The organism is Sphingopyxis sp. MG, from assembly GCF_002953155.1.
GTDB classification, from domain to species: Bacteria; Pseudomonadota; Alphaproteobacteria; order Sphingomonadales; family Sphingomonadaceae; genus Sphingopyxis; species Sphingopyxis granuli.
Map to the genome: position 1 here is coordinate 2,635,882 of NZ_CP026381.1, position 21,115 is coordinate 2,656,996.

A 21,115-nucleotide genomic window follows, 5' to 3' on the forward strand; every position below is an offset into this window, starting at 1 on the left:
TCGTGCAAGAGCGCCGCGATGACATCGCCTTCATCGCTTTCTCCCGACATCGCCGATACCGACGCGCTCGTCGAAACGATCATCGCCGAACTGAAGACGAAATTCCGCGACGCGGTCGTCGCGCTCAAATCGGCGATCGCCGCCTATGTGCACGACGGCACCCTGCCCCCGGCGGACGCCGCCGCGACCGGCCTGTTCGACTATCCGGCGCTGCGCCTCGTCACCAATGGCGAGTTCCGCGACGGCCAGGGCGGGCATAATCTGGCCTTCGGTCATTTCGAGCGCGCGGGCGAATTCGTCACCACCGTCACCCGCCCCGACCTGTTCGAAGCCTATCTGCGCGAACAGCTCAGCCTGCTGGTGCGTCATTACGACATGACGCTGGAGGTGACGCGCACCGGGCAGCAGATCCCCTTCCCCTACGTGCTCGACGCGAGCGACGGGTCCGACATGGGCGGCGTCACCCCGCTCGAACTCGCGCGCCATTTCCCGACCACCGACCTCGCCGACATCGGCGACGAGCTGGCCGACGGGCTGTTCGGCGCCGACCCCGCGGCGTCGCTGCCGCTCGCGCTGTTCGATGCGCTGCGCACCGATTTCAGCCTCGCGCGGCTGCGCCACTACACCGGCACCGCGCCCGAGCATTTCCAGCGCTATATCCTGTTCACCAACTATCATCGCTATGTCGACGAGTTCGTCGCCTGGGCGGGCGCGCAGGTGGGGCGGGATCGCTACACGGCGCTCGCAGGCGCCGGCGGCCTCTATGTCGACCGGGCGGGCGTCGATGCGAGCGCGCTCGTCGCCGACAGCGCATGGCGGCGGCACCAGATGCCCGCCTATCACCTGATCGCGCCCGACGGCAGCGGCATCACCCTCGTCAACATCGGGGTCGGCCCGTCGAACGCCAAGACGATCTGCGATCACCTCGCGGTGCTGCGGCCGGAGGCGTGGATGATGATCGGCCATTGCGGCGGGCTGCGCCCCAGCCAGCGCATCGGCGACTATGTGCTCGCCCACGCCTATCTGCGCGACGACCATATCCTCGATTCGGTGCTGCCGCCCGAAATCCCGATCCCGCCCATCGCCGAGGTGCAGCAGGCGCTCGCCGGCGCGGCGGAGGCGGTGTCGGGAACGAGCGGCGCCGACCTCAAGAAGCGGATGCGCACCGGCACCGTCGTCACCACCGACGACCGCAACTGGGAATTGCGCTTCACCGACTCGGCGCTGCGCTTCTCGCAATCGCGCGCGATCGGCATCGACATGGAAAGCGCCACCATCGCGGCACAGGGTTACCGTTTCCGCGTTCCCTACGGCACGCTGCTCTGCGTCAGCGACAAGCCGCTGCACGGCGAACTGAAGCTGCCCGGACAGGCGAACCGTTTCTACGAGGAGGCGATCGCCGCGCATCTGCAGATCGGCATCCGCACCTGCGAGATGCTGCGCGACGAAGGCCCGCGACTCCACAGCCGCAAGCTGCGCGCATTCAACGAACCGCCGTTCCGTTGAGCGGCGGGGGCAGTCGCCCCCTCCCTTCTTCCGTTCGTGTCGAGCGAAGTCGAGACACCCATCAATGTGGCGCCGTACCGATGGGTGTCTCGACTTCGCTCGACACGAACGGAAAGGTGGGTCAGGTTAAAGGCGCGCACTCGAGAAGGACGGCCCATGACGAACCCAGCCCCCAACCTGTCGCGCTCGGTCGTCGGCCGCGTCGCCATCGTCACCGGGGCGGCCAGCGGCATGGGCCGCGCCACCGCGCTGCTGCTCGCGAGCGAAGGCGCGAAGGTCGCGGTGACCGATCTCGACCTCGCGGCGTGCGAAGCGGTCGCGGCCGAAGCCGGCGACAACGCCCGCGCCTTTGCCCTCGACGTGTCGGACGGCGAGGCGATCGGGCGCACCGTCGCACAGGTCGCGGCGACCTTCGGCGGCATCGACATCCTGATCAACAACGCCGGGGTGTCGAGCTTCTGCCCGCTCGACGCCGACGATTACGAGGCGATCTGGCACCGCGCGATTACGGTGATGCTGACCGCGCACCAGCGCATGGTGCGCGCGGCGCTGCCGTGGCTGCGCCGGAGCGACGCGGCGCGCATCGTCAACATCGCCTCGACCGAGGGGCTCGGCGCGACGCCCGGCGACACGCCCTATGTCGCCGCAAAGACCGGCGTCACCGGCCTGACGCGCGGCCTCGCGGTCGATCTGGGCAAGGAGGGGATCACCGTCAACTGCATCTGCCCCGGCCCGATCCGCACCGGCATGACCGACGCGGTGCCCGAAGCCGACAAGGCGGTCTTCGCGAAGCGCCGCACCGCGCTGCGCCGCTACGGCGAGCCCGAGGAGGTCGCGCATGTGACGCTGAGCCTCGTCCTGCCCGCCGCGAGCTACATCACCGGCGCGGTGATCCCCGTCGACGGCGGCCTGACGGCACGCAACGCCTAAAGTGTTTTCAAGTCAGGTGGAATCACCTGACGACTCGGAAAACACGGTAAAACAAGAATCTAGAGTGCCGGTTTTGATTCAATTAGAGAATCGAGCATTAAATCTGAACCGTTTGCCCCCCGCTTTCGCGGGGGCAGGCTCTGAGCTTGTCGAAGCCTGTCCTGAGCGCCTGCAAGGCAGTCGAAGGGGGCCGTTCTTTCTTTTGGCGCCGCAAGAGGAAGGACGGTGCTTCGACAAGCTCAGCACGAACGGCAGAAAGGGTGATGCAGATTTAACGCCCGATACTCTAAAACCGGCACTCTAAGACCTCACGCATACATGCCGTCGCGCAGGTTGATGCCGTGCTCGACCCACGCCTTGAGCGCGCAGAGCATCTGCGACCAGCCCTGGCAATTGCCGTAGGAGGCGTCGAGCGCGCCCTGGTTTTCGCGCCAGCCCTCTTCGGCGATCTCGACGAGCGCGCGTCCGTCGTCGAGGCCCTTGAACGCCATGGTGACGCGCGTGCGATAGTCGCTGCCCGTCATTCCCCCGCCGTCGACGTTCGGCGCCTCGCCCTCGTTCGCCTGCCATTCGAGCACGATCCGCTCGTCGGGCACGACCTCGATCACATGGACGGGAAAGGCGCCGGGGAAATCGTGGAAATCCCATGTCACCGTCGCGCCGGTCTCCAGCCGCCCCTCGGCGCCGCCGGTGGTGAAATAATGGGACAGCTGCCGCGGGTCGGCGACCGCCTCGAACACCGTGTGCACCGGCTTCGCGATCCGCGCCGCGACCCTGAACTTCAGTTCCATGACCAGTCTCCGCTTGAGTCGCATTCGATTATGTTATAAATTTACAACATGTCAATCCACGACGATTTCGACCGGATCTTCAAGGCGCTCGCGCATGCGGTACGGCGGCAGATGCTCGACGACCTGAAGGATCAGCCGCTGACGACGGGCACGCTGTGCGGCCATTTCCCCGACCTCGACCGCTGCACGGTGATGCAGCATCTGAAAGTGCTGGAGGAGGCGGGGCTGGTGATCGCCGAGCGGCGCGGCCGCGAACGCTGGAACCACCTCGACGCGATGCCGATCCAGGACATCCACGACCGCTGGATCGGCCCGCACGCCGCCGCCGCAACGGCGCGGCTCGCGCGCTTCAAGCAGGCGGTCGAGGCGGAATGATGGGGGATGACTGGAATCGACCGATAAGCGACGCCAGCAGGATCGTCACCCTGGACTTGATCCGGGGTCCATTCGCGCTGCGCTGAGAGAATGGATTCCGGATCAAGTCCGGAATGACGAAGATAGGAGATGTCTGGTTGCGACCAATAAGCGGACGTTTCTTCTCCCCTCCCGCAGGCGGGAGGGGTCGGGGGTGGGCAGCGACGGCGCAATGGCCCACCCCGCTGCGACTAACGAACAAGTTCGTAAGTCTCGCTGCCCCTCCCGCAGGCGGGAGGGGAAACCAGGGCATGTCTCAAACGACCGCTTCCCACCCCAAAGCCGACATTTGCGCCCCCGCATGAAAGGGGCCGGGGAATCGCCTCCCCGGCTCTTGTCAGATCGCCGCGAATCTGGCTCACCACCCCTGCGGCTTGCCCTTGTTCTGTTCGTCGAGCCACGCCTTGAGCGGCGCGAAATAATCGACGAGCGCCTTGCCCGACATCTCACGGCTGCCGGTGAAGGCTTCGAGCGCGTCGGGCCATGGCTTCGACGCCCCCATTTCGAGCATTTCGTTGAGCTTCGCGCCGACCGCCTTGTCGTTGTAGAAGGAACAGCGGTGCAAGGGGCCGGTCCACCCCGCCTGCTTGCACGCCGCCTGATAGAATTGGAACTGCAGGATGCGCGCGAGGAAATAGCGGGTGTAGGGCGTGTTGCCGGGGATATGATATTTGGCGCCGGGGTCGAAGGCGTTCGCGGGCCGGTCGCCCGGCGGGACGATGCCCTGATATTGCAGGCGAAGCTGCGTCCACGCCTTGTTGTAGTCGGCGGGCCTGATCGTGCCGTCGAACACCCCCCAGCGCCAGCGGTCGACGAGCAGGCCGAACGGCAGAAAGGCGATCTTGTCCATCGCCTGACGCAGCAGCAGGCCGATGTCCTTGTCGGCGCTCGGCACCTTCGCCTTGTCGAGCAGGCCGATATCGACCAGATATTGCGGCGTGATCGACAGCGCGACGAAATCACCGATCGCCTCGTGGAAGCCGTCGTTGGCGCCGTTCAGATAGAGGAACGGCTGCCGGTTGTAGGCGCGCTGGTAATAATTGTGGCCGAGTTCGTGGTGGATGGTGACGAAATCGTCGGCATTCACCTTGATGCACATCTTGATGCGAATGTCGTCCTTGTTGTCGACGTCCCAAGCCGAGGCATGGCACACGACCTCGCGGTCGGCGGGCTTGGTGAACAGGCTGCGTTTCCAGAAGCTTTCGGGCAGCTTCTCGAACCCGAGCGAGGAATAGAAATTCTCGCCCGCGCGGACCATATCGAGCGGCGCCTTGCCCTGCGCCTTCAGCAGGTCGCCGATGTCGTAGCCGAGGTCGCCCGAACCCGGCGGCGCGACGAGCGGGTAGATGTTGCCCCATTCCTGCGCCCACATGTTGCCGAGCAGGTCGGCGCGGATCGGCCCGGTCTTCGGCTGCACCGCATCGCCGTATTTCTCGTTGAGCTTCCAGCGGACATAGGTGTGCAGCGCCAGATAGAGCGGCTTCACCTCCTGCCACAGCCGTTCGGTCGTCTTCGCGAAATCCTCGGGCGACATGTCGTAGCCCGACCGCCACATCGCGCCGGTGTCGGCGAAGCCCAGTTCCTTCGCGCCCTCGTTGGCGATGGTGACGAGGCGCGCATAATCGTCCTTCATCGGCGCGCCGACATTGTCGTGCCAGCTTGTCCACATCTCGGCATATTCGGCGGGCGTGTGCTGGAGATTGCCCATCTCCGCCTCGATGTCGGAGCCGGAGATTTCCTTGCCGCCCAGCGTGCCGCGCCCCTTGCCATATTGCGACTGGAGGTCGGTCGCGATGGTGTTGAGTTCGGTCGCCGCGCCCGGCCGGGTCGGCGCCGGCAGGACGAGGCCGGTGCGCAATATGTCGAGCTTGCGCTTCGTGTCGGCGCTCAGCCCGGCGACATCGCGATATTTCGCGGCTTCGAGCGCGTATTTCACCGCCTTTTCGGTGCCCACCGCATTGATGCGCGCCGCCATCGCGTCGGTGTCGTCGGTGATATAGGTCGCATTGACCCAGTTCACCTGACTCGCCTCGACCGTATAGTCGAACAGATCCTTTTCCGCGGCGGCGACGAAGGCATCGGCGTCTGCCGCAGTGGGGGCGGCAGTCGGCGCGGCGGGGGCGTCCTTCTGCTTCGGTGCGGCCAGCGCGGGGCCCGCGACCGCAAGCGAAAGGGCGAGCGACAGCGTTGAAATCATGACTTTCATGGGATGCGTCCTCTGGATGGTCTGACGGCGCTCCAGCGCCGGATGCCCCCAGACTGAACCGCGTCCGCGGCAGGGTCAAGCCGTCAGGAAGGCCGCGATCGCCTGCCCCAGTTCGGGCTCGGTGACGCTCGACATGTGGGTGCCGGGGATCGTCGCGAGCACCGCGTCGGGCAGCGCCGCGACGAGGTCCTCGGCCGACCCGTTGTCCCGGTCGCGGTCGCCGCACACGACGAGCGTCGGCATCGTCAGCGCCGCCAGCGCATCGGGCGGCGTATCGGTGAAGCTGTCGAGCAGGTGGCCGGCGGCGATGCGGTCGATCTTCATCGTCTTCATGAACTGGATCGACAGCCAGCTGTCGTCGCCGCGCTTCGCGCTGTCATATTCGGCAATCACGCGCTTGAAGAACTGCCCGCGCCGCTGCCACCCGGCCAGTCCCGCCAGCCCCATGCCGCCGAGGATCAGTCGCCCCGGCGTCATCCCCGCAACCACCGCGCGCACGCTGGTCCGCGCGCCGAGCGAGAAACCGCCGAGGTCGAACGCCGACAGGCCGAGGTGCGCGATCAGATCGGCAAGGTCGCTCACCAGCACGTCGGGCGGATAGAGCGCCGCATCGTGCGGCGCCGCGCTCGATCCGTGGACGCGCAGGTCGGGCATGACGACGCGATAGCCCTCGGCGGCGATGCGCGCCGCGGTGCCGAACTTGATCCAGTTGACCTCGGCGCTCGAGAACAGGCCGTGGAGCAGGACGACCGGCCGCCCCTCCCCCATCTCGCGCCACGCCAACCGCACGCCGTCGCGCGCGTCGAAATATTGCGGTTCGATGCTCATCCTTCGGCCTTAGGACAGGATGCCATCGGTTTGAACCGTCATTGCTTCGGCATGTTCGCTTTCCACAAGGAACCGTTCCCCGGCGAAAGCCGGGGTCCACGCGGGACCGCACTATGCCATATGCCATCTGGACCCGGCTTTCGCCGGGGCACAAGCTCTCGCTCTATGCCGACTTGTTCGCGTATGACGAAAAGGGGGGAGCGCGCCGAACCCTCCCGCGCAGATTTTCGCTGTGCTCAGCGCGGCCGCAGACCCTTCTGCTCCATGCGCCATTTCGCCAGCTCGATGCGGTCCTGCCCGAAGAAGGGCTCGCCATCGAAGACGAGCGTCGGCACCCCCCAATGGCCCGCGAGTTCGAGCGCCGCCTGGTTCGCGGCGATTTCCGCGTCGAGCGCCTCCGCATCGGTTTCGGCCTCGGCGTCGAGTTCGGCGAGGTCCAGCCCCGCGCGGCGTGCCGCGCCCGCCAGATGATCGCCGAGGTGCCAGTCCTGCGCGCCGCCCCAGATGAGCTGTGCGACCTCGTCGCAGAAGGCGAGGCTCTTGCCGCGCCGCGACGCCGCCTGTCCGAGGCGGGTCAGGCGGAAGATATAGGGCTGCTCCGCCGCGATCTCGCGCGTGTGGACGTTCTGGACGATCGGGTCGGGACGCGGCGGGCCGAAGGGGATGCCGTGGAACTGCGCGACGCGCATCATGTCGCGCATCGTGTAGCCGAGCCAGTTGGGGTGGTTGCGCTCGAAGAAATCGGGCTGGCGGATCGCGAGCGGATAGACGGGACGCAGGTCGATCGTCACGTCGTGGCTCGCCGCGAGCGCGCGATAGCGGCCGATGGCGAGATAGCTGTAGGGCGAGCGGAAGGACCAGAAGAGGTCGGCGGTCAGACTCATGGCACGCATAGTGCCAAAATATCCGCGCGGCGCAAGCGATTGTCGAAAAGCGGCAGTGGCGTTCGCGGCAATTTCGCATGTGCAGCATATTGTCATTGGATATAGTGGCAATTGCTATTATATCGTCTGCCATGAGAGAGACGGTCGGCTTTCTGCTCAACGATACCGCGCGGCTGTTCCGCCGCGCCTTCAACGCGCGCACCCGCGACAGCGGGATCACCGCGCTGCAATGGCGGCTGCTCAGCTATCTCAAGCGCTACGAGGGCATCCGCCAGGGTCCGCTCGCCGACCTGATCGAGGTCGAACCGATCACCCTGTCGCGGATGGTCGACCGGCTGGCCGAGGCCGGGCTGGTCGAGCGCCGCGCCGACCCCGGCGACCGCCGCGCCTGGCTTCTCTATCTGACCCCGCGCGCCCGCGAACAGATGGGCGCGATGCGGCGGCTGACCGACGCGCTGACCGAAGAGGCGATCGGGGGACTCTCCCCCGCCGAGCGCGCCGAACTGATCCGGCTCGTCCGCCACGTGCGTTGCAACCTGTCGCGCCGCGACGCGATCGACACGACCGAAAGAGAAGAAACGAAAGAGGCCCTCTGATGGACCAGCTCGCTCCCCCTCGCCGCAAGCCCGACCGCCCCGAGCCGCGCTCTGAAGAGGTCGCGTCGCCGAAGGCCGCCTCGAAGGCCGCGCCGAAGGCCGATCCCGTGCCGCCGCCCACGACCGCGGCAGAGGCGAAGCCCGGCTGGCGCACGCGCGCGCTGATGTTCGGCGTGCCGCTGGCGCTCGCGGCGGCGGGCGGCTGGTACTGGCTGGCGAGCGGCGGGTCGGTGTCGACCGACAATGCCTATATCCAGATGGACAAGGTGTCGGTCGCCGCGGAGGTCGGCGGCCTGATCACCGAGGTCGCGATCCGCGAGGGTCAGGAGGTCGCGAAGGGACAGCTGCTCTTCCGCATCGATGGCCACCCCTATGCGCTGACGGTCGCGCAGGCGAACGCCGCGATCGATTCGGCGACGGTCGATGTCGGCAATCTGTCGGCCAGCCTCGCCGCGACGGCGGTCGACATCCAGGCGGCGCGCGAGGACATCGCCTTCGCCGAATCGAATTTCCAGCGCCAGGCCGCGCTGATGGACAAGGGATTCACCACCCGCGCCGCCTATGACGCGTCGAAGCACGCGGTCGAGCAGGCGCGCGCCCGGCTCGCGCAGGCGCAAGCGTCCGCCGCCGAGGCGCGCGCCAAGCTGGCGACGGGCACGGGCGGCACCAATCCGCAGGTCGCGGCGGCGCGCGTCCGGCGCGCGCAGGCGCAGGTCGATCTCGGCCGCACCGAGGTGCGCGCGCCGAGCGCGGGACGGGTCGCCGAATCGCACCGGCTGCAGCTCGGCCAGATGATGGTCGCGGGGCTTCCCGCGGTGACGCTGGTCGATACCGCGCATCCGTGGGTCGAGGCCAATTTCAAGGAAACCGATCTCGCGCACATGTGCGTGGGCCAGCCCGCCGAGATGCGCTTCGACGCCTATCCGGGGCTGAAGGTGCGCGGGCACGTCCAGACGATCGGCGCCGGCACGGGCAGCGAATTCTCCGTGCTGCCCGCGCAGAACGCGACCGGCAACTGGGTGAAGGTGACGCAGCGGGTGCCGGTGCGCATCGCCTTCGACGAGGCGCCGAAGCGGGCGATGATCGCGGGGCTTTCGACCGAGGTCACGGTGATCACCTCGGGCGGCTGCACCTAAGGGCAGCCGGTGGCGAGCCGCGTCTTTTCCCGGCGCCCGGCGCCCGCGGCGACGGTCGTCAGCGACGACCGGCCGCTCTACGAGCAGGTGCGCTATCATGGCCTGCTGACCGTCGCGGTGATGGGCGCGTCGGTGATGCAGATCCTCGACACGACGATCGCCAACGTCGCCATTCCGCACATGCAGTCGAGCCTCGGCGCGACGAGCGAGACGGTGAACTGGGTGCTCACCAGCTATATCATCGCCTCGGCGGTCGCGATGCCGATCACCGGCTGGCTCGCCGACCGCATCGGGCGGCGCCCGCTGTTCCTGATCGCGGTGCTCGGCTTCATCATCGCCTCGATGGCCTGCGGCGCGGCGCAGAATCTGGAGGAGATGGTTATCTTCCGTTTCCTGCAGGGGATCAGCGCCGCCTTCATCGGGCCGCTGTCGCAGTCGGTGATGCTCGACATCAACCCGCCCGAACGCCACGCGCGCGCCATGTCGATCTGGGGCATGGGGATCATGGTCGGGCCGATTCTGGGACCGATCCTGGGCGGCTGGCTGACCGAATCGGTCAACTGGCGCTGGGTTTTCTACGTCAACCTGCCGGTCGGGCTGGCGACGCTGGCGCTGCTCTGGGCGCTGCTCCCCGCGACCGGGCGCAAGGACCGCAAATTCGACCTGTTCGGCTTTTCGATGCTCGCGCTTGGGCTCGCGTCGCTCCAGCTCATGCTCGACCGCGGGGCGCAGAAGGACTGGTTCGACAGCCTCGAGATATGGATCGAGACCGGCGTCGCCCTCGCCTGCCTGTGGATGTTCCTGATCCACCTGCTGACCGCGCGCGACACTTTGTTCGACCGCCGGATGCTCGCCGATCGCAATCTGCTCACCGCGCTGGGGTTCATGATCGTGATCGGCATCGTCATGTTCTCGTCGATGGCGCTGCTGCCGCCGATGCTCCAGCGCCTGTTCGACTGGCCGGTGATCGACACCGGCTGGGTGCTCGCGGTGCGCGGCGTCGGCATCCTGATCAGCATGTGGATCGCGGGCCGGCTGATGGGGCGGATCGACGCGCGCTGGCTGGTCGGCAGCGGCCTGGTCATCGCCGCCTATTCGCTGTGGCAGATGAGCCAGTGGTCGCTGATGATGGGCGTCGGACCGGTGGTGGTCAGCGGGCTCGTCCAGGGACTCGGCATGGGGCTGGTCTTCATCCCGCTCAACACCATGGCCTTCGCGACGCTGGGTCCGGCGTGGCGCACCGACGGCGCCAGCCTACTCAACCTGTTCCGCAGCGTCGGCGCGTCGGTCGGCATCTCTGTGGTGACGACGCTGCTGGCCACCAACACGCAGACGAGCCACGAAGACCTGGTCGCGCACATCACGAACAGTTCGGTCGCGCTGATCGACCCGTCGACGTCCGACCGGCTCGGTGCACTCGGGGGCAGCGTGATGGCGATGGTCAATGCCGAGATCAACCGGCAGGCCGCGATGGTCGCCTATATCGACGATTTCTGGGCGATGATGTGGGTGACGTTGCTGTCGGTCCCGCTCGTCATCCTGCTGCGCCCGCCCGCCCCCGGCGGACCGGCGGCGTCGGCGAGCGACATGGGGCATTGATGCGCCGGGCGGACCGCACGCCGCCCTATCCGGCGAGCGCCGCCATCATCCGCTCGTCCCTGGCGATCCACGGGGCAAGGCTGGGACGCGACAGGATCGCCGCGCTCCACGCCGCGATCTTCGGATAGCGCGCCGGATCGGCCCCGGCGCTGCAATGGCGGACGTTCACCAGCGGCGAGACGGCGGCAAGGTCGGCGAGCGTCAGCCGGTCGCCGACCAGAAAGCCGCTCGCGGGGATCGCCTCCTCCAGATAGGCGAGCAGCTTCGGCAGGTCTTCGGCCTCCGCCTGCGCCGCCGCGGCCAGGTCGCCCTCGCGTTTCAGGACGTGCGGCGCGACGACGCGGTTGAAGAATAATTTGCCGCTGCACGCCGCGAGCAGCGTATCGCCGAACTCCTCCCACCAGATCGTCCGACCGCGCAATTGCGGATCGGCGGGAATCAGTTCGGGCTCGGGATGCTTCGCTTCCAGATAGTGTATGATCGCGCTCGAATCGGCGAGCCGATAGCCGTCGTCGTCGATCGCCGGCATCTTGCCGAGCGGCGAGGCGGCGCGGAACCCCGGATCGGGGTCGCCTATGCCGACCCCCTTCAGCTCGAAACCGATCCCCTTCTCGCCCAGATAGCCGAGCAATTTCCGCACGAAAGGCGATAACACCGAACCATAGACGATCATCGAACCTTCCCCCTTCGCCGCTGCCCACCCAGCATAGGGAAGAGACCGCGGACCGCAACCCGCAACGGCGGACGAAAGCGACGGCGCGACGTGCGCGGCGACCCCGACAAACGCGCTTGCTATCAGCGCCTTGGCGTGGAACACTCGCTCGTTCGGGGCGCTGCCGGGCGCAGCCATATAACGGGAAAACCAAGCAATGCGCCCTTCCGCCTGGGCAGATCGGCTGATGGCCCTTTCGGTCCGCGCGATGGGCCTCGTCATCCTGCTCGGCGCGCTTGGCGCGGCGGCGGCCAGCTTCTTCTACAACCAGACGCAGGAGGCCGATCAGGCCGGGCGCGTCGCGATGCAGATCGACGACCGTCTGCGCGATCATATCTCGGCGCTCGAAGGCGTGCGGGCGTTGTACGAATCGGACATGGCCGCCAACGGCCCCGCCATTCGCGCCTATCTGACGGCGCTCCAGCCGCAGGTGCGCTCGCCCGGCATGCAGGGCATCGGCATCGCCATCGCGATGCAGCAGGCGACCCCCGCCGCCGCCGAGGCGCGGCTGCGCCAGAACTACGGCCGGGACATTCGCGTCTGGCCCACGACCGACCAGCCGATCGGCTTCCCGATCATCCTCCTCGAACCCGACGACACGCGCAACCATCCGGCGCTGGGTTTCGACATGTACAGCGAGCCGGTCCGGCGCGAGGCGATGCGCCGCGCCTGGCAGACCGGCCGGCCGGCTGCGAGCGGCATCGTCGAGCTGCTTCAGGAAACCCGCGACCGGCGCAAACAGCCGGGTTTCCTCATCTATATTCCCGTCTATGCCGCGACGCCCTCGACCGACGCGATCGCTGCGCTTCCCCCCGTCGACGCCGGCGGCGGCAGCGCCGTCGCGACCGCCGGCGGCGGCGTCCGTCCGATCGAGGCTTTCGTCTATGCGCCGTTCCGCGTCGGCGACCTGATGCGCGCGGTGCTCGGTTCGCAGCTCGAAAGCATCGACGGGATCGAGGTCTTTGCGGGCGACGGCCCGTCGGCGCCGCGTGTCTTCACGCACGGCGTCATGCGCTGGGATGCGCATGAAGAGCATATCCGCGTCGCCGACCGGCTATGGACGGTGCGCATCTCCTATGGCCGGTTCATCGACCGGATCGGCCGGCCGCTCGGCATCCTGCTCTTCGGGCTCGCCATCGCGGTCCTCGCGACCCAGCTCCACCGGCTGCAACAGCGCCGCCTCGGCGCCTTCCAGGCGCTTGCCGAGGAAAAGGCGCGCCACGCGGAGGACCGCGAACTGATCATGGGCGAAATGGCGCACCGGATGAAGAACGCCTTCGCCCGGATCGGCGCGCTCGCCCGGATCACGGCACGCGAGGCGGGCGATCTCGCTACCTTCGAGGCCAAGTTCGACGGGCGGCTGCGCGCGCTGTCCGACGCCAAGCAGATGCTCGTCACCGGCGCGGTCGACAGCGTCGAGCTCGGCGCGATCGTCCGCCGCGAACTGACGCTCGCCGGCTGGGACGAGGAACGGCTCGCGTCGCTTTCCGGTCCGGAGGTCCGCCTCGCCGACGAGGGCGCACAGGCGGTCGCGCTCGCGATCCACGAATTCGTCACCAACAGCATCAAATATGGCGCGCTGGCCGGCAAGGGGACGCTCGCGGTGCACTGGCGCCGCGACGGCACCGATATCGAACTGTCGTGGATCGAGAGCGACCTGCCCGAAACCCCGCATTTCGAGACCGAAAGCTTCGGCACCCATTTCATCCGCTCGCTGATCGAACGGCAGCTGAAGGGCCGGTGGCATCGCCACGCCACCGACAAGCAGCTTGCCATCCTGATCCGCTGGCCCGATCAGGCGGTCCATGGCTGACCCCTGCTGGCACATCTGGATCGATCGCGGCGGAACCTTCACCGACGTCGTGGCGCGCGCCCCCGACGGCCGCGCCCTCAGCACCAAATATCTGAGCGAGGACCCGGCGCGCCCCGGCGATGCGGCGGTGAACGCGATCCGCGACCTCACCGGCGCGGGCGACGGCCCGCTGCCGCCGCTATCGATCCGCATGGGATCGACCGTCGCGACCAATGCGCTGCTCGAACGCAAGGGCGAACCGACCCTGCTCGCGATCACGCGCGGCTTCGGCGACGCGCTGACCATCGGCTATCAGGACCGGCCCGATCTGTTCGCGCGCGCGCTGAACCGCACGCCGCCGCCGCACGCGGCGGTCGCCGAGATCGCCGAGCGCATCGGCCCCGACGGAGAGGTCATCGCGCCGCTCGACGAAGCCGCCGCGCGCCGGGCGCTGCAGGCGGCGCGCGACGCCGGGATCGCCAGCATCGCGATCGTCCTGATGCACGGCTATCGCCACCCGGCACACGAACGGCGGCTGGCGGCGATCGCCGCTGAACTGGGCTTTTCCCAGATTTCGACCAGCCACGACGTCAGCGCGCTAATCAAGCTGGTCGGGCGCGGCGACACGACGCTCGCCGATGCCTATCTCTCGCCCGTCCTCCATCATTATGTGCGCCAGTTCTGCGCCGCGCTGGGCGAAGAGGCCCGGCCGCAGTTCATGAAAAGCTCGGGCGGGCTGGCCGCGGCGGCCGCCTTCCACGGCCGCGACGCGATCCTGTCCGGCCCCGCCGGCGGGATCGTCGGCATGGTCGGCAGCGCCGCGCCGCTGGGGTTCGAACGGCTGATCGGCTTCGACATGGGCGGCACCTCGACCGACGTCAGCCATTATGCCGGCCGGCTCGAGCGCGATAACGAGACGATCGTAGCCGGGACGCGCATCCGCGCGCCGATGCTGCGCATCCACACCGTCGCCGCGGGGGGCGGTTCGATCTGCCGCTGGGACGGCGCGCGCCTGCTCGTCGGCCCCGAAAGCGCGGGCGCCAACCCCGGCCCCGCCGCCTATGGCCGCGGCGGTCCGCTGACCGTCACCGACTGCAACGTGCTGCTCGGCAAGATTCAGCCCGATCATTTCCCGAAGCTGTTCGGCGAAGGCGGCGACCAGCCGCTCGACCGCGCCGCCGTCGCGGACAAGTTCGCGATCCTCGCGGCGCAGGTCGGCAACATCGCCCCCGAAGCGCTGGCCGAGGGACTGCTCGCCATCGCGGTGCAGCAGATGGCGAACGCGATCAAGCGTATCACCATCGCGCGCGGTCACGACCTGACGCAGGGTTACAGCCTCGTCGGCTTCGGCGGCGCCGCGGGACAGCATGTCTGCCTCGTCGCCGACGCGCTCGGCGTCGACCGGATCCTGCTCCACCCGCTCGCGGGCGTGCTCTCGGCCTATGGCATGGGCCTTGCCCGCCCCTCGGCGATTCGCGAGCGGACGCTGGGACTGCCGCTCGCCGCCGACTGCGCCGACAGCCTCGCCGCCGCCGAAGCCGAGCTTGCCGGACAGGCGCGCGCCGACCTCGCTCCCGACGCGCAGGTCGCGCGCGAGACCCTGCTCTTCGTCCGCCTCGCCGACAGCGACAATGCGATCGAACTGCCGCTTGCCGATCCCGCCGCGGTGCGCGCCGCCTTCGCCGCCGCCTTCCGCCAGCGGTTCGGCTATGCCCCGCACGACGATCTGGTCGTCGACCGCATCCGCGTCGAGCTGACCGAGGCGGACGACGCCCCCTCCGCTCTGCCGCCGCCCGCGCCCACGGCCGAAGCCGAACCCGAAATCGTCACCGCCTGGCTCGCGGGCGCCGCACACCGCGTGCCGCTCCACCAGCGCGCCGCGCTCGCCCCCGGCCGCACCGTCGCCGGGCCCGCGATCATCGTCGACGCGCTCGCGACCACGGTGGTCGAGCCGGGATGGACGGCCACGGTCGCGCCCGAAGGCACGCTGCTGCTCTCAAGAACGGGCGCGGCCCTGCGCCAGGCCGATGGTTCCGCCCCCGAAGGGGAGGAAGAGCAACCCGACCCCATCCGTCTCGAAATCTTCAACAGCCTGTTCATGGCAATCGCGGAGGAAATGGGCGGCGCGCTTCAGCACAGCGCCTCGTCGATCAACATCCGCGAGCGGCTCGACTTCTCCTGCGCGCTGTTCGATGGCGAAGGGCGGCTCGTCGCCAATGCGCCGCACATGCCGGTCCACCTCGGTTCGATGGGGGAGAGCGTCCGCACGATCCTGCGCCGGCGCGGACCCGATGCCGACGGCCGGCCGCGCGACGGACGCGGGCTGCGCCCCGGCGACGCCTATGCGCTCAACGCCCCTTATGATGGCGGCACCCACCTGCCCGACATCACCGTCATCATGCCGGTGTTCGTGGAGGGGCGAACCGACGCCCCCGCCTTCTTCGTCGCCGCGCGCGGCCACCATGCCGATCTCGGCGGCATCGCCCCCGGCTCGATGCCGCCGAACAGCCGCAGCATCGACGAGGAAGGCATATTGTTCGACAACCGGCTGATCGTCGACGACGGCCGTTTCCTCGACGCCGATGTCCATGCGCATCTGACCGCCGGCGCCTTTCCGGCGCGCAACCCGGCGCTCAACATCGCCGACCTCAAGGCGCAGGTCGCGGCGTGTCAGCGCGGCGCCAGCGCGCTCGCCGACCTGTCCGCCGCGCACCGGTCCGCCACCGTCGCCGCCTATATGGCGCACGGCCAGCGCCAGGCCGAAGCCGCGGTGCGCCAGCTCGTCGCCCGCCTCGACGACGGCGCCTTCCGCTATGCGATGGACAATGGCGCGGAGGTCGCCGTCGCGGTGCGGGTCGACCGCGCGGCGCGCCATGTCACGATCGACTTCACCGGCTCGTCGCCGACGCTGCCCGACAATTTCAACGCGCCGCTGCCGGTCGTCCGCGCCGCCGTCCTCTATGTGCTGCGCACGATGCTCGACGACCCGATCCCGATGAACGAGGGCTGCCTTGCGCCGGTGACGCTGGTCGTGCCGCCCGATTCGATGCTCAGCCCGCGCCATCCCGCCGCCGTCGTCGCGGGCAATGTCGAGACGAGCCAGGTGATCACCGATGCGCTCTTCGCCGCCTTCGGCGCGATGGCCTGCGCGCAGGGGACGATGAATAATTTCACCTTCGGCGACGCGCAGCGCCAATATTACGAGACGATCGCCGGCGGTTCGGGCGCGGGCCCGGGCTTCGACGGCACCGCGGTCATCCAGACGCACATGACCAACAGCCGCATGACCGACCCGGAGGTGATGGAGACGCGCTTTCCGGTGATCGTCGAGGAATTCTCGATCCGCCGCGGTTCGGGCGGCAAGGGGCGCTGGACCGGCGGCGACGGCGCGACGCGCCACATCCGCTTTCGCGCGCCGATGGTGGCGAACATTCTCGCCAACCGCCGCACCGTGCCGCCCAAGGGGCTCGCGGGCGGCGCGGACGGCGCGCCCGGCCGCAACTGGGTCGAGCGCGCCGACGGATCGGTCGAACGGCTCGCCGCGACGGGCAGCGCGAACCTGGAAGCCGGCGACGCCTTCGTGATCGAGACGCCGGGCGGCGGCGGCTATGGCGAAGCGGGGGAGGAGCGATGAGGGGGCGTGCCTATGTTCGCCCCGGCGAAAGCCGGGGTTCGACGTCCGACGGGCCTGAGCCATGCTCGTCCTGATCGGCATCCTCATCATCATCGCGGGCTTCCTGCTCCGCTTCAATCCGCTGCTGGTCATCATGGCCTCGGCGCTTGCGACCGGGCTTGCGGCGGGGCTCGACGTGACCGCGATCGTCGCCGCCTTCGGCAAGGCGTTCAACGACACGCGCTACGTCTCGATCGTGTGGATCGTGCTGCCGGTGATCGGCCTGCTCGAAGCCTATGGCCTGCAACAGCATGCGCGGACGCTGATCGGACGGATGAAGGGGGCGACGCTCGGACGCCTGCTCACCGGCTACCTGCTGCTGCGCCAGCTTCTGTCCGCGGTCGGCCTGACGTCGGTCGCGGGGCACGCGCAGACGGTGCGGCCGCTCGTCGCGCCGATGGCGGAAGCCGCCGCCGATACGCAGAACCCGGCGCTCAGCGACGCGCAGCACGAGGAGGTGAAGGGCTTTTCGGCGGCGACCGACAATATCGGCCTCTTCTTCGGCGAGGACATCTTCCTCGCCATCGGCTCGATCCTGCTGATGAAGGGCGTGCTCGAAGGCTATGGCTACGACATAGAGCCGCTGCACCTGTCGGTCTGGGCGATCCCGACCGCGATCGCGGCCTTCATCATCCACGCCTGGCGCCTGCGGCGGCTCGAACGGCGCATGGCGCAAAAGGCGGAGGGCGGCGCATGATCACCCTCGGCTTCGTCTACGTCCTTTCGGGGCTGGCCTTCGCGCTGTTCGCACTGCTCGGCCTGCTCGACGCCACGAATCCCAAGCGCTTCGGCAATGCCGCCTTCTGGGGCCTGCTCGCCGTGTCGATGCTCGCCGGCGACCGGCTCGGCGATTTCGGCAACGGGCTGCTCGTCCTCGCGCTCGTCGCCATCGCCGGGGCGGGCCAGATCGGCAAGGCCCCCGGCGGCGACATCCCGGCCGAGGAGCAGGCGGACAGCGCCGCGCGCCACGGCAATTTCCTGCTTCTCGTCGCGCTGATCATCCCGGCGGTCGCGCTGGCGGGGACCTTTCTGTTCAAATGGGTGCCCGGCATCGCCGATCCGAAGCAGGCGACGCTGATCTCGCTCGCGCTCGGCGTGCTGATCGCGCTCGCGGTCGGCATGGCGCGGCTGCGCCCGCCGCTGCTGCTCCCGGCGCAGCAGGGGCGCCGGCTGCTCGATTCGGTCGGCTGGGCGGCGGTGCTGCCGCAGATGCTCGCCAGCCTCGGCGCGGTGTTTGCGCTCGCCGGCGTCGGCGAGGTGGTGGGCGGCCTGATCGGCGGCGCGATTCCCGAAGGCAGCCTGTTCGGCGCCGTGCTCGCCTTCGGTCTCGGCATGGCGCTGTTCACCATCGTGATGGGCAATGCCTTCGCGGCCTTTCCGGTGATGATCGCCGCGATCGGCATGCCGCTGCTGATCCAGCAATATGGCGGCAATCCCGCCGTCGTTGCGGCGATCGGCATGCTCGCGGGTTTCTGCGGCACGCTGATGACCCCGATGGCCGCCAATTTCAACCTCGTGCCCGCGGCGCTGCTCGAACTGAAAAGCCCCTATGGCGTGATCCGGGCGCAGATCGGCACCGCCATCCCGCTACTCGCGGTGAACATCTTCTTCATCTGGCTCTTCGCCTTCTAATCCGACGGAACCCATGCACCTTTCCCCCGAACACGCCACCCGCTTCGCGACCGCGACGCTGTCGCATCTCGGCCGCGAATATCCCTACAAGATGGATCTCGTCATGGCGGGGCCGGAGGATGCAAAGCCGCCGCGCGATCATCACCCGATCTTCCACGGCAGTTTCGACTGGCACAGCTGCGTCCACGGCTGGTGGCAGGTCCTTCGCCTCGCGCGGCGCTTTCCCGACCTGCCCGTCGCCGCCGCCATCCGCGCGCGCGCCGACGCGATGCTGGTGCCCGGCAAGGTGGCGGGCGAACTCGCCTTCCTCGACCGCCCGACCGCGACCGGGTTCGAGCGCCCCTATGGCTGGGCATGGCTGCTCGCGCTCCACGCCGAGGCGGCGGCGCACGATGCCCCCTGGGCCGCGGCGCTCGAACCGCTCGCGGCCGCTTTCGCCGCGCGTTTCCATGCCTTCCTGCCCAAGCTGACTTATCCCTTGCGCGTCGGGACGCATTTCAACATCGCCTTCGCGCTGCTGCTCGCGCGCCATTGGGCGGGCCCGCGCGATCCGGCGCTGGTCGCGCTGATCGACGCCCGCGCGCAGGACTGGTTCGGCGGCGATGCCGATTGCCAGGCGTGGGAGCCGGGCGGCGACGAGTTCCTCTCGTCTGCGCTGACCGAGGCGCATCTGATGGCGGTCGTGCGCGGCGCCCGATTCGCCGACTGGTTCGACGCCTTCCTGCCGCGCGCCGCGCAACGGACGCCCGCGACGCTTTTCACCCCCGCGACGGTGTCCGACCGCAGCGACGGCAAGATCGCCCATCTCGACGGCCTCAACCTCAGCCGCGCCTGGTGCTGGCGCGCGATCGCCGCCGCGCTTCCGGCCGGCCACCCGGTCGTCGCGGAGGCCGAGGCGAGCGCGCTGCGCCACCTCGACGCCGCGCTGCCGCACGTCACCGGCGATTATATGGGCGAGCACTGGCTGGCGAGCTTCGCACTCCTCGCGCTCGACGGGCTGGCGGACAGAGAAGACCGCTCCTAACCGTTACATACTCTCGCCGGGCTGCATCGCACCGTAACGACTTGTTATCCATGGCCTCGCTATGGTCTCCTCCGGTCACGCAGGAAGCCGATTTGACGGGACAGCTCTTCATATCCTTGCTCAATCCGGGCATCGGCCTGCTGTTCGCCGGCGCCTTCTTCCTGATGTGGCTGAACCGGCGCGAGCGTTATATCGCTTATGCCGCCGCGGCCTATGTCGCGACCGCCTGCGCCTTCCTGATCCAGGACCTCGCGCCGGTGCTGCCGATGGAATTGCAGCGGCTGCCCGCCAATGCCGGATTCCTGCTGACCGGCGTGCTGTTCGCGGCCGCGATCATCCAGCGTTACGGCCTGCCGGTGCCCTGGCGCGCGATGGCGCTCACCGCGGCGGCCTCGCTGGCGGTCTTCGTCTGGTTCCTGCTCGGCCGGCCGAGCATCGGCGGGCGCATCTATTCGATCAGCCTCGGCACCGGCATCGTCGCGCTGATGGTCGTGCGGGCCTTGTGGCCGATCGACAAGCCGCACCTGATCGACCGGCTGCTGTTCTGGGTGGCCGCGCTCTGCGCCGCCAACCTGATCGTGCGGCCGATCGTCATCCTGACCTTCAGCGGCGGCTTCGCCGATTACGACGGCTTCCAGCAGTCGGTCTATTGGACGACGGTCCAGTTCAGCCAGGCGATGGTATCGGTCATGGCGGCGATCAGCCTGATGGTCGCGGTCGCGGTCGACATGCTGGCCGAATTGCGGGCAGAGGCGCAGGCCGACCCGCTCTCGGGCCTGCTCAACCGCCGCGGGTTCGAGGCGACGGCGACCGCCGCGCTGCGCCGCTGCGACGGCGACGGACGCATCGCGGCGCTGCTGATCGCCGACCTCGACCATTTCAAGCGGGTCAACGACCGCTACGGCCATGCGGTCGGCGACGCGATCATCACCGCCTTCGGCGAAATCATGCGGCGCGAAGGGCCGGCCGACATGATCGCGGGGCGGATCGGCGGAGAGGAATTCGCGGTGCTGATCCCCGGCGCGGGGATCACGGCGGCACGGCAACTGGCCGAGGCTATCCGTGCGGGCCTGTCCGCCACCTGCGCCGGACGCATCCCGCCCGCGCTGACCCCCACCGCCAGCTTCGGCCTTGCCGCGAGCACGCCCGGCGCCGGCCTGTCGGCGCTGCTGCGCCAGGCCGACCAGGCGCTTTACGACGCGAAGCGCGCGGGCCGCGACCGCGTGCGCGCCTTCGCGGCGCCGGCCCCCGCACCGCCCCTGTCCGCCAGCGCCTAGAGCATGATGACATGCGTTGGAATCGTTACCCGCGAGGAACGAAGCGACGCGGCAATCCAGAGTGTGCGCAAACCGCTCTGGATTGCTTCCCCCGGATCAGGTCGGCAATTATCCC

General features: G+C 68.7%; 17 protein-coding genes. 12 read left to right on the forward strand and 5 right to left on the reverse strand.

What is annotated here, in order from left to right; all coding sequences use genetic code 11:
* Window positions 1-18 precede the first annotated feature (18 nt).
* The gene (locus C3E99_RS12170; protein WP_076076659.1) at window positions 19-1,506 is read left to right on the forward strand and encodes an AMP nucleosidase; all 1,488 of its coding nucleotides are present in this window, start codon (window positions 19-21) and stop codon (window positions 1,504-1,506) included.
* A gap of 156 nt (window positions 1,507-1,662) precedes the next feature.
* Complete coding sequence (locus C3E99_RS12175) at window positions 1,663-2,436, forward strand: SDR family NAD(P)-dependent oxidoreductase (RefSeq protein WP_104959834.1); 774 nt, start codon at window positions 1,663-1,665, stop codon at window positions 2,434-2,436.
* 308 nt (window positions 2,437-2,744) lie between these two features.
* Here C3E99_RS12175 and C3E99_RS12180 read toward each other — a convergent pair whose 3' ends face one another.
* Window positions 2,745-3,227 carry an SRPBCC family protein gene (locus C3E99_RS12180; RefSeq protein WP_076076661.1) on the reverse strand — a complete coding sequence of 161 codons (483 nt, stop codon included), beginning with the start codon at window positions 3,225-3,227 and terminating at the stop codon, window positions 2,745-2,747.
* A 48-nt stretch (window positions 3,228-3,275) separates the two neighbouring features.
* On the opposite strand from C3E99_RS12180, the gene C3E99_RS12185 reads away from it, so the two are divergent.
* A complete protein-coding gene (locus C3E99_RS12185) occupies window positions 3,276-3,602 on the forward strand; it encodes an ArsR/SmtB family transcription factor (RefSeq protein ID WP_067185776.1) in 327 nt (108 codons plus the stop codon).
* Between the two features lie 397 nt (window positions 3,603-3,999).
* On the opposite strand, the gene C3E99_RS12190 is transcribed toward C3E99_RS12185, so the two are convergent.
* From C3E99_RS12190 to C3E99_RS12200, 3 genes are all read right to left on the reverse strand, one after another.
* A complete protein-coding gene (locus C3E99_RS12190; protein WP_076076663.1) occupies window positions 4,000-5,847 on the reverse strand; it encodes a M2 family metallopeptidase in 1,848 nt (615 codons plus the stop codon).
* A 75-nt stretch (window positions 5,848-5,922) separates the two neighbouring features.
* The gene (locus C3E99_RS12195; protein WP_076076664.1) at window positions 5,923-6,675 is read right to left on the reverse strand and encodes an alpha/beta fold hydrolase; all 753 of its coding nucleotides are present in this window, start codon (window positions 6,673-6,675) and stop codon (window positions 5,923-5,925) included.
* 236 nt (window positions 6,676-6,911) lie between these two features.
* Complete coding sequence (locus C3E99_RS12200; protein ID WP_067109576.1) at window positions 6,912-7,559, reverse strand: 2-hydroxychromene-2-carboxylate isomerase; 648 nt, start codon at window positions 7,557-7,559, stop codon at window positions 6,912-6,914.
* Window positions 7,560-7,690: 131 nt separating this feature from the next.
* Between C3E99_RS12200 and C3E99_RS12205 the strand changes: the two genes are divergently transcribed.
* Genes C3E99_RS12205 through C3E99_RS12215 form a run of 3 tightly spaced genes read left to right on the forward strand, consistent with a single transcriptional unit; the run spans window position 7,691 to window position 10,890 of the window.
* A complete protein-coding gene (locus tag C3E99_RS12205; RefSeq protein WP_076076666.1) occupies window positions 7,691-8,155 on the forward strand; it encodes a MarR family winged helix-turn-helix transcriptional regulator in 465 nt (154 codons plus the stop codon).
* Window positions 8,155-9,291 carry an HlyD family secretion protein gene (locus tag C3E99_RS12210; RefSeq protein WP_083675146.1) on the forward strand — a complete coding sequence of 379 codons (1,137 nt, stop codon included), beginning with the start codon at window positions 8,155-8,157 and terminating at the stop codon, window positions 9,289-9,291. The genes C3E99_RS12205 and C3E99_RS12210 overlap by 1 nt, the downstream gene beginning before the upstream one ends.
* Before the next feature lie 9 nt (window positions 9,292-9,300).
* Window positions 9,301-10,890, forward strand: coding sequence for a DHA2 family efflux MFS transporter permease subunit (locus C3E99_RS12215; RefSeq protein ID WP_067109582.1), 1,590 nt, complete (start codon window positions 9,301-9,303; stop codon window positions 10,888-10,890).
* 25 nt (window positions 10,891-10,915) lie between these two features.
* On the opposite strand, the gene C3E99_RS12220 is transcribed toward C3E99_RS12215, so the two are convergent.
* Window positions 10,916-11,563: a glutathione S-transferase family protein gene (locus C3E99_RS12220; protein ID WP_076076667.1), complete on the reverse strand. Its 648-nt coding sequence runs from the start codon at window positions 11,561-11,563 to the stop codon at window positions 10,916-10,918.
* Window positions 11,564-11,789: 226 nt separating this feature from the next.
* Between C3E99_RS12220 and C3E99_RS12225 the strand changes: the two genes are divergently transcribed.
* The 6 genes from C3E99_RS12225 (at window position 11,790) to C3E99_RS12250 (ending at window position 21,000) form a co-directional block, all read left to right on the forward strand.
* Complete coding sequence (locus C3E99_RS12225) at window positions 11,790-13,415, forward strand: CHASE domain-containing protein (protein ID WP_234002464.1); 1,626 nt, start codon at window positions 11,790-11,792, stop codon at window positions 13,413-13,415.
* Window positions 13,408-17,028, forward strand: coding sequence for a hydantoinase B/oxoprolinase family protein (locus C3E99_RS12230; RefSeq protein ID WP_076076672.1), 3,621 nt, complete (start codon window positions 13,408-13,410; stop codon window positions 17,026-17,028). The genes C3E99_RS12225 and C3E99_RS12230 overlap by 8 nt, the downstream gene beginning before the upstream one ends.
* A 61-nt stretch (window positions 17,029-17,089) precedes the next feature.
* Window positions 17,090-17,764 carry a DUF969 domain-containing protein gene (locus C3E99_RS12235; protein WP_076076675.1) on the forward strand — a complete coding sequence of 225 codons (675 nt, stop codon included), beginning with the start codon at window positions 17,090-17,092 and terminating at the stop codon, window positions 17,762-17,764.
* On the forward strand, window positions 17,761-18,699 hold the full coding sequence (locus C3E99_RS12240) for a DUF979 domain-containing protein (RefSeq protein ID WP_076076677.1): 939 nt from the start codon (window positions 17,761-17,763) through the stop codon (window positions 18,697-18,699). The genes C3E99_RS12235 and C3E99_RS12240 overlap by 4 nt, the downstream gene beginning before the upstream one ends.
* Window positions 18,700-18,712: 13 nt before the next feature.
* The gene (locus C3E99_RS12245) at window positions 18,713-19,723 is read left to right on the forward strand and encodes a DUF2891 domain-containing protein (protein WP_076076680.1); all 1,011 of its coding nucleotides are present in this window, start codon (window positions 18,713-18,715) and stop codon (window positions 19,721-19,723) included.
* 92 nt (window positions 19,724-19,815) lie between these two features.
* The gene (locus tag C3E99_RS12250; RefSeq protein WP_158682271.1) at window positions 19,816-21,000 is read left to right on the forward strand and encodes a GGDEF domain-containing protein; all 1,185 of its coding nucleotides are present in this window, start codon (window positions 19,816-19,818) and stop codon (window positions 20,998-21,000) included.
* Window positions 21,001-21,115: the final 115 nt, after the last annotated feature.

Coding starts and splice junctions, on each gene's coding strand:
- C3E99_RS12170 (WP_076076659.1), top strand. CDS start 19: ATGACATCGCCTTCATCGCTTTCTCCCGACATCGCCGATACCGACGCG.
- C3E99_RS12175 (WP_104959834.1), top strand. CDS start 1,663: ATGACGAACCCAGCCCCCAACCTGTCGCGCTCGGTCGTCGGCCGCGTC.
- C3E99_RS12180 (WP_076076661.1), bottom strand. CDS start 3,227: ATGGAACTGAAGTTCAGGGTCGCGGCGCGGATCGCGAAGCCGGTGCAC.
- C3E99_RS12185 (WP_067185776.1), top strand. CDS start 3,276: ATGTCAATCCACGACGATTTCGACCGGATCTTCAAGGCGCTCGCGCAT.
- C3E99_RS12190 (WP_076076663.1), bottom strand. CDS start 5,847: ATGAAAGTCATGATTTCAACGCTGTCGCTCGCCCTTTCGCTTGCGGTC.
- C3E99_RS12195 (WP_076076664.1), bottom strand. CDS start 6,675: ATGAGCATCGAACCGCAATATTTCGACGCGCGCGACGGCGTGCGGTTG.
- C3E99_RS12200 (WP_067109576.1), bottom strand. CDS start 7,559: ATGAGTCTGACCGCCGACCTCTTCTGGTCCTTCCGCTCGCCCTACAGC.
- C3E99_RS12205 (WP_076076666.1), top strand. CDS start 7,691: ATGAGAGAGACGGTCGGCTTTCTGCTCAACGATACCGCGCGGCTGTTC.
- C3E99_RS12210 (WP_083675146.1), top strand. CDS start 8,155: ATGGACCAGCTCGCTCCCCCTCGCCGCAAGCCCGACCGCCCCGAGCCG.
- C3E99_RS12220 (WP_076076667.1), bottom strand. CDS start 11,563: ATGATCGTCTATGGTTCGGTGTTATCGCCTTTCGTGCGGAAATTGCTC.
- C3E99_RS12225 (WP_234002464.1), top strand. CDS start 11,790: ATGGCCCTTTCGGTCCGCGCGATGGGCCTCGTCATCCTGCTCGGCGCG.
- C3E99_RS12230 (WP_076076672.1), top strand. CDS start 13,408: ATGGCTGACCCCTGCTGGCACATCTGGATCGATCGCGGCGGAACCTTC.
- C3E99_RS12235 (WP_076076675.1), top strand. CDS start 17,090: ATGCTCGTCCTGATCGGCATCCTCATCATCATCGCGGGCTTCCTGCTC.
- C3E99_RS12240 (WP_076076677.1), top strand. CDS start 17,761: ATGATCACCCTCGGCTTCGTCTACGTCCTTTCGGGGCTGGCCTTCGCG.
- C3E99_RS12245 (WP_076076680.1), top strand. CDS start 18,713: ATGCACCTTTCCCCCGAACACGCCACCCGCTTCGCGACCGCGACGCTG.